At 64.6% G+C, this 11,621-nt stretch carries 9 protein-coding genes; 5 read left to right on the forward strand and 4 right to left on the reverse strand.

Features of this window, described 5'->3' with window-relative positions; translation table 11 throughout:
• Both CRO22_RS19410 and parC read right to left on the reverse strand, forming a co-directional pair.
• Positions 1-96 (reverse strand): GTP-binding protein (locus CRO22_RS19410; RefSeq protein ID WP_141399411.1); only part of this gene is annotated, 96 nt, incomplete at its 3' end.
• A gap of 258 nt (positions 97-354) precedes the next feature.
• Complete coding sequence (gene parC / locus CRO22_RS03405; RefSeq protein ID WP_097068881.1) at positions 355-2,613, reverse strand: DNA topoisomerase IV subunit A; 2,259 nt, start codon at positions 2,611-2,613, stop codon at positions 355-357.
• A gap of 148 nt (positions 2,614-2,761) precedes the next feature.
• On the opposite strand from parC, the gene CRO22_RS03410 reads away from it, so the two are divergent.
• The 3 genes from CRO22_RS03410 to CRO22_RS03420 all read left to right on the forward strand — a co-directional run bounded on the left by CRO22_RS03410 (position 2,762) and on the right by CRO22_RS03420 (position 5,462).
• Entirely contained in the window at positions 2,762-3,601 is an 840-nt protein-coding gene (locus CRO22_RS03410; RefSeq protein WP_097068666.1) for an SDR family NAD(P)-dependent oxidoreductase, read from the forward strand.
• A gap of 176 nt (positions 3,602-3,777) precedes the next feature.
• A complete protein-coding gene (locus tag CRO22_RS03415) occupies positions 3,778-4,536 on the forward strand; it encodes an electron transfer flavoprotein subunit beta/FixA family protein (RefSeq protein WP_097068667.1) in 759 nt (252 codons plus the stop codon).
• Positions 4,536-5,462: an electron transfer flavoprotein subunit alpha/FixB family protein gene (locus CRO22_RS03420; protein ID WP_097068668.1), complete on the forward strand. Its 927-nt coding sequence runs from the start codon at positions 4,536-4,538 to the stop codon at positions 5,460-5,462. The genes CRO22_RS03415 and CRO22_RS03420 overlap by 1 nt, the downstream gene beginning before the upstream one ends.
• 60 nt (positions 5,463-5,522) lie before the next feature.
• Here CRO22_RS03420 and CRO22_RS03425 read toward each other — a convergent pair whose 3' ends face one another.
• On the reverse strand, positions 5,523-6,344 hold the full coding sequence (locus CRO22_RS03425) for a DUF6473 family protein (RefSeq protein WP_097068669.1): 822 nt from the start codon (positions 6,342-6,344) through the stop codon (positions 5,523-5,525).
• Between the two features lie 152 nt (positions 6,345-6,496).
• Here CRO22_RS03425 and CRO22_RS03430 point away from each other — a divergent pair, with 152 nt between their 5' ends.
• Entirely contained in the window at positions 6,497-7,372 is an 876-nt protein-coding gene (locus CRO22_RS03430) for a 3-hydroxybutyryl-CoA dehydrogenase (protein ID WP_097068670.1), read from the forward strand.
• A 41-nt stretch (positions 7,373-7,413) separates the two neighbouring features.
• Positions 7,414-9,663 (forward strand): ribonuclease R, encoded by a 2,250-nt coding sequence (rnr, locus tag CRO22_RS03435; protein WP_097068671.1) that lies wholly within the window; start codon positions 7,414-7,416, stop codon positions 9,661-9,663.
• 59 nt (positions 9,664-9,722) lie between these two features.
• On the opposite strand, the gene CRO22_RS03440 is transcribed toward rnr, so the two are convergent.
• Positions 9,723-11,321: a phosphoenolpyruvate carboxykinase gene (locus tag CRO22_RS03440; RefSeq protein WP_097068672.1), complete on the reverse strand. Its 1,599-nt coding sequence runs from the start codon at positions 11,319-11,321 to the stop codon at positions 9,723-9,725.
• Between the last annotated feature and the right edge of the window lie 300 nt (positions 11,322-11,621).

An 11,621-nucleotide genomic window follows, 5' to 3' on the forward strand; every position in this document is an offset into this window, starting at 1 on the left:
GATCGCAGCCGTCAGCGTCGTCTTGCCGTGGTCAACGTGGCCGATCGTGCCGATGTTGACGTGCGGTTTGTTCCGTTCAAACTTTGCCTTTGCCATTTCCGGGCGCCTCTGGTTCGGGGGCCGGCGTCGGCCCAGTGTGGAATATGGCGCGTTCCCTATTGCCGATACGCAGAAAAATCAAGCCCGGTTCGCGCAGACCCGCTGCGACGAAAGGCAGAAAGCTTCGCCGCGCAAGCCCGGTTCCGGCGCCGCCCCCGGCGCGGGGGTGTGGGGGCACCGCCCCCACGAAAAGCGGGGGGTGCGGGGGGCGGCAGCCCCCCGCCCGGGTCGGGCGCGCAGGCGCCCGACAGCAGATCAGGTAAAGCGGTTGTCGCGCGGGAAGCCGCGCGGCGCCATGCGCCCGGCCGAGGCACGTTTGGCCTGCCATTCGCCCAGATCCAACTCGGTGCGCGTCCGCCCGGCCGGATCCTTCCAGCTCAGCCCCTCGGCGCGCCGGAACGTGATCGCATCGCTCAAGCCCCCATCCTTGAACTTCTGCAGCCGCACGCCCTTGCCGCGCACCATCTCGGGGAGTTCCTCAAGCGCAAAAACGAGAAGCTTGCGGTTCTCGCCCACACAGGCCACCGCATCGCCTGTCACCAGACGGCAGACCTTCGTGCGCGTCCCCTCGGCCATGTTGAGCACCTGCTTGCCGGTCCGGGTCGAGGCGATCATCTCCTCGCCCGGCACCAAGAACCCGTCGCCCTCCGACGAGGCGAGCAGGAACTTCTCGCCGGGTTTGGGCACCAGCACATGCGTCACCTCGACCTCGTTGGGCAGATCGAGCAGCAGCCGCACCGGCTCGCCCATGCCGCGCCCACCGGGGAGGTTGGCCCCCAAAAGCGTCCAGGCGCGCCCGTTCGAGCCCATCAGCACAATCCTGTCGGTGGTCTCGGCATGGAGCGCGAAGGCGAGTCCGTCGCCATCCTTGAACTTGACCTCGGCATCCAAGGGCTGATGCCCCCTCAAAGCCCGTACCCAGCCCATGCGCGACAAGATCACGGTGATCGGCTCGCGCTCGATCATCGCCTCGATCGGCACCTCGGCCACATCGCCCGCCTCGGCAAAATCGGTGCGCCGCGCGCCGAGCTTCGTGCCCTTGCCGTAAGCCTTGCGCACCTCGCCCAGTTCCGAGGTGATCTTCTTCCACTGCGCCTTCTCAGAGCCAAGCAGCGCCTCAAGCCCGGTCTGCTCCTTGAGCAGGCTGTCGCGTTCGGCGCGCAGCTCCATTTCCTCGAGCCGGCGCAGGCTGCGCAACCGCATGTTCAAGATCGCCTCGGCCTGCACCTCGGTCAGATGCACCGCAACGCCCGCCTCGGTCGCCCAGTTCTCGGCGATCAGCGCGGCCTTAGGGTCATCCTCGGTGCGGATGATCTGGATCACCCGGTCGAGATTGAGGAAGGCGATGATATAGCCCTCCAGCACCTCAAGCCGGTTGGCGATCTTTTCCAGCCGGTGGCGCGAGCGGCGGCACAGCACTTCGCGGCGGTGGTCCAGGAAGGCGCGCAACACTTCCTTGAGCGAACAGACCTTCGGCACGCGCCCGTCGATCAGCACGTTCATGTTGAGAGAAAAGCGGATCTCCAGCTCGGAGTTGCGAAACAGCATCCCCATCAGTTGCGCCGGCTCCACCGTGCGGGCACGCGGCTCAAGCACGATCCGCACATCCTCGGCGCTTTCATCGCGCACATCGGCAAGCGCGGGCACTTTTTTCGTTTCGATCAGCTCCGCGAGCCGCTCAATCAGCTTTGCCTTTTGCACCTGATACGGGATCTCGGTGACGACGATCTGCCATTGCCCGCGGCCAAGGTCTTCCACCGCCCAGCGCGCGCGCAGCCGAAACGCGCCGCGCCCGGTGCGGTAGGCTTCAAGAATATTGGCTTTCGGCTCCACGATCACGCCGCCGGTGGGGAAGTCCGGCCCGGGGATCAGATCGACCAGCGCCACGTCGGTGGTTTCCGGGTCGCGGATCAGCGCAAGGCAGCCCTCGACGAGTTCATCGAGGTTATGGGGCGGGATATTCGTCGCCATGCCGACCGCAATCCCCGAGGCGCCGTTTGCCAGCAGGTTCGGGAAGGCGGCGGGCAAAACCACCGGCTCGGTCAGCGTGCCGTCGTAGTTCGGGCGAAAATCGACCGCATCCTCGGCCAGCCCTTCGAGCAAGGCCTCGGCGGGCGGCGCCATCCGCGCCTCTGTGTAGCGGCTCGCCGCCGGGCCATCGCCGTCGATGTTGCCGTAGTTGCCCTGCCCGTCCACGAGCGGGTAGCGCATGGCAAAATCCTGCGCGAGCCGGGCCATCGCATCATAGATCGCCGCATCCCCATGGGGGTGATAGTTCCCCATCACATCGCCCGAGATCTTCGCCGATTTCCGGAACCCCCCGGTCGAGGCCAGCCGCAGCTCCCGCATCGCAAAGAGGATGCGCCGGTGCACGGGCTTGAGCCCGTCGCGCGCATCGGGGAGCGCGCGGTGCATGATCGTCGAGAGCGCATAGGTCAGATAGCGCTCGCCAATGGCGCGCACCAGGGGTTCGGAATGGGTCGATGGGGGCGGAGTATCGTCGTCGCTCTTCATCCTTGCCGTGTAAAACGGGACCGCGCTTCGGTCCAGCACGAAACGCCGCAGGGGCCGCACGGCGGCGCACCGGTGCCCCAAGAATGTTGCCCCGGCGCCCGCCATCGCCTATCCCCTGAGGCAGATCGGGGGCCAGCGGGGGCGTATCATGGCAAAGACCATTCTCATCACCGGCTGCTCGTCGGGCATCGGCTACGACGCGGCGCATGGGCTGCAAAAGGCGGGCTGGAAGGTCTTTGCCACCTGCCGGAAGGAAGAGGATTGCGAACGGCTGCGGGCCGAGGGGCTGACCTCCTTCGCGCTCGATGTGAGCGACCCGGCCTCGATCGACGCGGGCTTCAACGAGGCGCTCGCGCGCGGGCGCGGGCGGCTCGATGCGCTCTTCAACAATGCCGCCTTTGCCTGCCCCGGCGCGGTGGAAGACCTGCCCGTGGGCGCGCTGCGCGAGATCTTCGAAACGAACCTTTTCGGGCTGCACGACCTCACCATCCGCGCGATCCACGTGATGCGCGCGCAAGGCGAAAATGGCGAGGGCCGGATCGTGCAGTGTTCCTCGGTACTGGGCCTGATCGGCGTGCGCTGGCGCGGCGCCTATGTGGCCACGAAATTCGCGCTTGAAGGCCTTACCGATTGCGCGCGCCGCGAGATGAGCGACACCGGCATCCATATCGTGACGATCAACCCCGGCCCGATTCCGACCCGGTTCCGGCTCAATTCGATCCCGCATTTCGAGCGCTGGGTAGACTGGAAAGCCTCGGCGCGCCGCGCGCAATATGAAAGCTCCCTGCTCAAACGCCTCTATCACCCCTCGGGCAAGCCGGACCGGTTCGAACTGCCCGCCTCGGCGGTCACCGAGGCGCTCTTGCGCGCGCTCACCGACCCGAAACCGCGCTCGCATTACTATGTGACCAAGGCGACCTGGCTGGCCGCGCTCGCGCGCCGCATCCTGCCACTGCCCGCACAGGACTGGCTCTTCACCAAGGCCTGAGCCGCACCGGGCACAGAGACGCGAATCTCCGCCGATCCGTGTCGCGACGTGACGTAGCGACAGCGCACTGCGTCGTTTTTCATCTGTCTTTTGCTGCACTCGCATTGTAACAAAATTGCCGAAACGGGAATCCGCCCCCTCCGGGGGCAGTCTGGTAACTTAGGGAGACACCGCCGATGAAGGTCCTCGTACCTGTGAAGCGCGTGATCGACTATAACGTGAAAGTCCGTGTGAAAGCGGATGGCAGCGGGGTCGATCTGGCGAACGTGAAAATGTCGATGAACCCGTTCGACGAGATTGCCGTGGAAGAGGCGATCCGTCTGAAGGAAAAGGGCGTCGCGACCGAGATCGTCGTCGTGTCCGTCGGCGTGAAGCAGGCGCAGGAAACGCTGCGCACCGCGCTCGCGATGGGGGCCGACCGCGCGATCCTCGTGATTGCCACCGATGACGTGCATCAGGATATCGAGCCGCTCGCAGTGGCGAAGATCCTCGCCAAGGTGGCCGCGGAAGAACAGCCCGGGCTGATCATCGCCGGCAAACAGGCGATCGACAATGACATGAACGCCACCGGCCAGATGCTCTCGGCGCTGCTGGGCTGGTCGCAAGGCACCTTCTGCTCCGAACTCGCGATCGAAGGCGAGAGCGCCAAGATCACTCGCGAGGTCGATGGCGGTCTGCAAACGATCACTATCAAGCTGCCCGCCGTCATCACCGCGGACCTGCGTCTCAACGAACCGCGCTATGCCTCGCTTCCCAACATCATGAAGGCGAAGAAAAAAGAGCTCGCCGAAAAGACCGCCGCCGATTACGGCGTCGATGTCACGCCGCGGCTCACGGTGGTGAAAACCGCCGAGCCGGCCGGCCGTTCGGCGGGCGTGCGCGTGGCTTCGGTCGACGAACTCGTCGGCAAACTCAAAGATGCGGGGGTGATCTGATGGCCGTTCTGCTGATTGCCGAACTTCATGGCGCGAGCCTTGCCACCGATGCGACCGCGAAGGCGCTGACGGCGGCCAAGCAAATGGGCCCGGTGACGGTCCTCGTGGCCGGGGCCGGTGTGGCCGATGCCGCCGCCGCGGCGGCCGCGCTGGATGGCGTGGAAAAGGTGCTCACCGCCGATGACGCGGCCTATGCGCATGGGCTCGCTGAGCCGCTCGCCGATCTCGTCGTCTCGCTCGCCCCGAGCTACACGCATATCGTGGCCCCCTCGACCGCTTGCGCCAAGAACGCGCTGCCGCGGATCGCGGCGCTGCTCGATGTGATGGTGCTCTCCGACATCATCGGCGTTGTCGATGCCGACACGTTCGAGCGCCCGATCTATGCCGGCAACGCGATCCAGACGGTGAAATCCGCCGATCCGGTGAAGATCGCCACGATCCGCACCGCGACGTTCGAGGCGACCGGCGCGGGCGGCTCTGCCCCGGTCGAGGCCGTGGCGGCCGCCGGTGACAAGGGCCTCTCGAGCTGGGTCGCAGACAAGGTCGCCGCCTCTGATCGTCCCGAGCTCACCTCGGCGAAAATCGTTGTTTCGGGCGGCCGCGGCGTCGGCTCGGAAGCGGATTTCGCGCTGATTGAGAAGCTCGCCGACAAGCTCGGCGCCGCCGTGGGCGCCTCGCGCGCTGCGGTCGACAGTGGCTTTGCCCCGAACGACTGGCAGGTTGGCCAGACCGGCAAGGTCGTCGCGCCCGAGCTTTATGTCGCCGTCGGCATCTCTGGCGCGATCCAGCACCTTGCGGGGATGAAGGACTCGAAAGTCATCGTCGCGATCAACAAAGACGAAGAGGCGCCGATCTTCCAAGTGGCCGATTACGGCCTCGTCGCGGACCTCTTTGCCGCCGTGCCGGAACTGACCGACAAGCTCTGAGCGGCCCCGGAACAAACGAAAGCCCCGCCAACCGGCGGGGCTTTTGCTTTTTGACCCGGATCAGAGGAAGCGCTTCACTTCGGGTTCAAGCGCCTCGGCGATCTCCTGATGCACGATCGGCCCGGCCACGGTTGCCGCCGCGGGCTCTTCGAGCGGCGCGAAATGCATCCCCACCGTGCCGGTAGACCGCGCCATGCTCGAGGGCGCTACCTTCACCAGCCTATCGGCAAGCGGTGCCACCTCGGCCACCATCTCCTTGCTGATCATCAGAGGCTCCGGCCCGAGCGGATCGCTTTGCAGCGGCGCCTGATAATCGGTGACCCACAACAGGATCTTCGGCCCCGCCACCCGGTCGAGCAGGCCGCGCATGCGCGCAACCCAGGCGGTGCGCAATTCGGCCACCACCGTGTCAAACCGGTCCGGCGCACGCTCTTTCAACGTGGTCAGCATGTGGCGGGTGAAATTGAACTCGGTGAAATCGACATCGTCGAAAATCGCCCGCATCATGTTCGACGCGCGCAGGAACCGGTCGTTGCGGCGCGGATGCACGGCATAGAACCGGTTCGACATGTTCGGCGCACCCAAAAGCTGGATCACCGTCAGGTTCGAGGCCTTGGTGATCTCCGGGAGTTGCGGCTCGCTGTAGAAAACATCGATCCCCGCATTGACATACCCGAAGTTCACCACCGGAAAGCGCAGCCGCTCTTCCAGCAACGCGGGCCAAGGGTCTGCAATGAACTTGCCATAGGTCTCCGTGCCGCCGAACGCCCCCACGAACGGTTGGGTCAGATCGCGACGCGGACCCCGGAACAATAACTTGGACTTGCCATACCTGCACGGAAAATAGTCAAGGGCACCACTGCCCGAATACTCGAAGGCCATACATCCCACCTTAGTTTTTCGACTCACCCACAGGCAGGGTGGCCGGAAAGCCTTGCCAAAGGCCTAAAGGGAAAATTGAGACAATTAGAATACCACTTGCCGCAGTGCAGCATCGGGCTTAGGCTTTGTCCAACCCGAAGGAAGGAACGAAAATGACGATCGAGACGGTGGGTGTCGTGGGCGCAGGGCAGATGGGCAACGGCATTGCCCATGTCTTTGCGCTCTCCGGTTTTGGGGTGATCCTCACGGATGTCGCGCCCGAAAGCCTTGAAAAGGCGATGACGACAATCACCCGCAACCTCGACCGCCAGGTGAGCCGCGAGAAGATCTCCGCCGCCCAGAAAGATGCGGCGCTCGGCCGCATCCGCACCACGCTCGACATTTCCGAACTCGGCCAGACCGATCTTGTGATCGAAGCCGCGACCGAACGCGAATCAGTCAAGCAAGGGATCTTCGATAGTCTCTTGCCGCATCTGAAACCGGAAACGATCCTCGCCACCAACACCTCCTCGATCTCGATCACCCGGCTTGCCTCGCGCACCGACCGGCCGGAAAAGTTCATCGGCGTGCACTTCATGAACCCGGTGCCGGTGATGCAACTGGTGGAACTGATCCGCGGCATCGCCACCGACGAGGCAACTTACAAAGAGCTGATCGGCGTGATCGAAACGCTCGGCAAGACCCCGGCCTCGGCCGAAGACTTTCCGGCCTTCATCGTGAACCGCATCCTCATTCCGATGATCAACGAGGCGGTTTACACGCTCTATGAAGGCGTTGGGAATGTGCGCTCGATCGACATGGCGATGAAGCTCGGTGCCAATCACCCGATGGGGCCGCTGGAACTGGCCGATTTCATCGGCCTCGACACCTGCCTTGCGATCATGAACGTGCTCCATGACGGGCTCGCCGATACCAAGTATCGCCCCTGCCCGCTGCTGACCAAATATGTCGAGGCGGGCTGGCTTGGCCGCAAGACGGGCCGGGGCTTTTACGATTACCGCGGCGAGACCCCGGTGCCGACGCGCTGATCGTGGCTTAACGGCCCTGCCCGCGCATGCTAGGCAGGGCCATGACACAGAACCCGATCCCCACCAAGGAACAGATCCTCGCCTGGCTCTCCGATCATCCAGAGGCCGGGGCGAAGCGCGATATTGCCAAGGCTTTCGGCCTCAAGGGCACGGCGAAGATCGAACTGAAGCGCCTGCTCAAGGAAATGGCCGCCGAGGGGACGGTAGCGCGCCGCCGCCGCTCTTACCATGACAGCGGCGCCCTCCCCCCGGTGACGGTGCTCGAAATCCTCGCGCCCGATGCGCAGGGCGATCTCTGGGCGCGCCCGGTGGAATGGGAGGGCGAGGCGCCGCAAATCGCCGTGCTCACCCGGCGCGAAGACCCGGCGCTTGGCGCGGGAGACCGGGTGCTGGCGCGGCTCAGCCAGGTGACAGAGGGCTACGAGGCGCGGATCATCCGCAAGATCGGCGTTGCGCGTCACCGCATCGTCGGCATTTTCCGCAAGGGCGCCGAGGGCGGGCGGATCACGCCGATCGACAAGGGCGACATGAAGGAATGGATCGTCCCTGCGGGTGCGACGGCAGAGGCGAAGGACGGCGAACTGGTCGAGGCCGAGCAATCCGGGCCGAAGGGCCGCATGGGCCTGCCGCGGGCGCGCATCATCGAGCGGCTGGGAGACCCTGCCGCGCCGCGCGCGGTCTCGCTTATCGCAATCCACCAGCACGGCATTCCCGATGATTTCCCTGACGAGGTCATCGCCGAGGCCGATGCGGAGCGCCCGGCAGGGCTCGGAGACCGCGAGGATCTGACCGACCTCCCCTTCATCACCATCGACCCCGCCGATGCGCGCGACCGCGACGACGCCTGTTTCGTCCAGCCCGACGATGACGCGGCAAACGCGGGCGGGCATATTCTCTGGGTCGCCATTGCCGATGTGGCGCATTACGTCCGCCCCGGCTCGGCGCTCGACCGCGAGGCGCGCAACCGCGGCAACTCCACTTATTTCCCCGACCGCGTGGTGCCGATGCTGCCCGACCGGCTCTCGGGCGATCTGTGCAGCTTGCACGAACATGTGCCGCGCGCGGTGCTTGCTGTGCGGATGAAGATCTCCGAGGACGGGCGCAAGATCGCGCACCGCTTCACCCGCGGCATGATCCGCTCGGTTGCCTCGCTCGAATATGCGCAGGTGCAGGCCGCGCATGAGGGCCAGCCCGACGCCAAGACCGCGCCGCTTGTCGCAGAGATCATCGCGCCGATTTACGCCTGTTACGCGGCGCTCGCCCGCGCCCGCGCGATACGCCAGCCGCTCGATCTGGACCTGCCCGAGCGGCAGATCGTGATCAATGAGGCGGGCAAGGTCGCCTCGGTGAAGTTCAAGGACCGGCTCGACGCACATCGGCTGATCGAGGAATTCATGGTGCTCGCCAATGTCGCCGCCGCCGAGGAGCTGGAACGGCTGCACCGCCCGCTCCTTTACCGCGTGCACGAGGAGCCGAGTGCGGACAAGATCGAGTCGTTGCGCGAAGTGGCGCAGGCCTCCGGCTTCACCCTTGCCAAGGGGCAGGTCCTGAAGACCGCACATCTGAACCGGCTTCTGTCGCAAGCCGAGGGCAGCGAGTTTGATGAACTGATCAACATCTCCACCCTGCGCTCGATGACCCAAGCCTATTACGCGCCGCAAAACCTTGGCCACTTCGGCCTTGCCTTGCGGTCTTACGCGCATTTCACCTCGCCCATTCGCCGCTACTCCGACCTGATCGTGCACCGCGCGCTGATCGCCGGGCATGGCTGGGGGAAAGACGGGCTCTCACGCGAGGATGTCGAGACGCTTGAAGAGACCGCGCAGCATATCTCGGAGACCGAGCGGCGCTCGATGGCGGCCGAGCGCGACACGACCGACCGCTACTTGGCCGCTTACCTCAGCGACCGGGTGGGAGCAGAATTCACCGGGCGGATCTCCGGGGTGCAAAAATTCGGCGCCTTCGTGAAGCTGGATGAAACCGGCGCGGACGGGCTCATCCCGATCCGCGCGGTGGGCCGCGAGTTCTTCCATTACGACCGCGACGCCCAGCAGCTGATCGGCGCCGACACCGGCCTTGTGATCGGCATCGGCCAGCGCGTTCTGGTGCGGCTTGCGGAAGCCATTCCGGTCACTGGTGGGCTCGAGCTTGAACTGCTGGAACTTGAGGGCGCAAGCCTGCCCGGCGGCGGCAAGGGCGGGCGCAAGCCCTTCAAGCTGGCGCGGAAGTTCTCCGCGCTCAAGGCCAAGCAACGCGCCACCGCCCGCAAGGTCAAACGCACCCGCAAATAGACGCGCCAAAGGAAAAGGGCCGGGAAATCCCGGCCCTTTCCAATTCCATCAAGCGGCGATCAGCCGATCGCAACGGCTTTCACGTCTTCGTCCACATAGGGCACATATTGCGCGAAGTTCTCGGCGAACATGTGCACCAGCTTTTGCGCCTGCGCGTCGTAAGCCGCCTTGTCGGCCCAGGTCGCGCGCGGATCGAGGAGCGTGGTGTCCACGTCATGCACCGCCACCGGCACTTCAAAGCCGAAGTTCGGATCCTTGCGGAAGGTGGCGTTGTTGAGCGAGCCGTCGAGCGCGCCAGTGAGCAGCGCGCGGGTCGCCTTGATCGGCATCCGCTTGCCCACGCCGTAGGCGCCGCCGGTCCAGCCGGTGTTCACAAGCCAGCACGAGGCGCCGGTTTTCGCGATCTTTTCGGCCAGAAGCTTGCCATAGACCTCGGGGCGGCGCGGCATGAAGGGCGCGCCAAAGCAAGTCGAGAAGGTCGGCAGCGGCTCGGTCACGCCCACTTCGGTGCCCGGGGTCTTCGAGGTGAAGCCCGAGAGGAAGTGATACATCGCCTGCGCGGGCGTCAGCCGCGCGATCGGCGGCAGCACGCCGTAAGCGTCGCAGGTGAGCATGATCACGTTCTTCGGTTGGCCGCCCAGCGCGGTTTCCGAGGCATTGTTGATGTAATGCAGCGGATAGGCACAGCGCATGTTGTCGGTGAGCGAGTTGTCGAAGAAGTCGAGTTCGAGCGTCTCCGGGTCATAGACCATGTTCTCGACCACGGTGCCGAACATCGAGCAGGTGTTGTAGATGTCGGGCTCGGCTTCCTTCGAGAGGTTGATCGTCTTGGCGTAGCAGCCGCCCTCGAAGTTGAAGATGCCGTTGTCGGACCAGCCATGCTCGTCGTCGCCGATCAGGATGCGCGACGGGTCGGCCGAGAGCGTGGTCTTGCCAGTGCCCGAAAGGCCAAAGAACACCGCCGCATCATCGGGGTTGCCGATCGCGTGGTTGGCCGAGCAGTGCATCGCCATGATGCCCTTGCCGGGCAGGATGTAGTTGAGAAGGGTGAACACGCCCTTCTTGTTCTCGCCCGCATAGGCGGTATTGCCGATCAGGATGATCTTCTTGGCAAAGTTCAGCGCGATCACGGTTTCGGTGCGGCAGCCGTGGCGCTCCGGATCAGCCTTGAAGCTCGGGCAGTTGACGATCGTCCAGTCCGGCTCGAACGTGTCGAGCTCTTCCCGGGCCGGGCGGCGCAGCATTGTGCGCATGAACAGGCTGTGCCAGGCGAGTTCGGTCACCATCCGCACATTGAGACGGTTTTCCGCATCGGCCCCGCCGAACAGATCCTCGACGAAGAAATCGCGGCCCTTCATATGCGCGAGCATGTCGGCATGCAGCACGTCGAATTTCTCGGGCGCCATCGGCTTGTTGTTTTCCCACCAGATCGTGTCTTCCACATCGGGGGTGCGCACAACATGCTTGTCTTTCGGCGACCGGCCGGTATGCACGCCGGTGGAACAGTAGAACGCACCGCCCTTGCCGAGCGTGCCCTCCCCGCGCTTGAGCGCTTCTTCGATCAGCGCGGGTTCCAGCAGGTTGTAATAGACGTTGCCGAGACCAGTAATGCCCTGATCTTCGAGGCGTTTGGCCGGGTTCACGCGTCCGATGCTCATGTTCAGCTCCCGTTACCGCAATATCATGCGGCGCAGTGTTCCTCCCGGTATCCGTTACGGATGGATACCGATCCGCGCAAGAATGTTACGGATGGCCGCGCTATAGCATGCGTCCTTCGCAAAAGAACAGCAGGCTTTGTCGCAGCTAGCGCAAACATCCGCCTTTTAGCGCCATCATGCCCAAGAGGTGAGACAAATTAGTCAAACCTTCGCTTTTTTGGCCCGAACTGATTCCGGGCGAGGGGCCGATTCGCATATCGGAGTTGATTCCGCGCCGGGGAAAAGAGACAATGATCGTTA

Origin of the sequence: Rhodobacter maris (assembly GCF_900217815.1) — a bacterium.
GTDB lineage: Bacteria > Pseudomonadota > Alphaproteobacteria > Rhodobacterales > Rhodobacteraceae > Rhodobacter > Rhodobacter maris.

Excerpts from the sequence above, each read along its gene's own strand:
- parC (WP_097068881.1), bottom strand. The coding sequence starts at position 2,613 with ATGAAGAGCGACGACGATACTCCGCCCCCATCGACCCATTCCGAACCC.
- CRO22_RS03415 (WP_097068667.1), top strand. The coding sequence starts at position 3,778 with ATGAAGGTCCTCGTACCTGTGAAGCGCGTGATCGACTATAACGTGAAA.
- CRO22_RS03430 (WP_097068670.1), top strand. The coding sequence starts at position 6,497 with ATGACGATCGAGACGGTGGGTGTCGTGGGCGCAGGGCAGATGGGCAAC.
- CRO22_RS03410 (WP_097068666.1), top strand. The coding sequence starts at position 2,762 with ATGGCAAAGACCATTCTCATCACCGGCTGCTCGTCGGGCATCGGCTAC.
- CRO22_RS03440 (WP_097068672.1), bottom strand. The coding sequence starts at position 11,321 with ATGAGCATCGGACGCGTGAACCCGGCCAAACGCCTCGAAGATCAGGGC.
- CRO22_RS03420 (WP_097068668.1), top strand. The coding sequence starts at position 4,536 with ATGGCCGTTCTGCTGATTGCCGAACTTCATGGCGCGAGCCTTGCCACC.
- rnr (WP_097068671.1), top strand. The coding sequence starts at position 7,414 with ATGACACAGAACCCGATCCCCACCAAGGAACAGATCCTCGCCTGGCTC.
- CRO22_RS03425 (WP_097068669.1), bottom strand. The coding sequence starts at position 6,344 with ATGGCCTTCGAGTATTCGGGCAGTGGTGCCCTTGACTATTTTCCGTGC.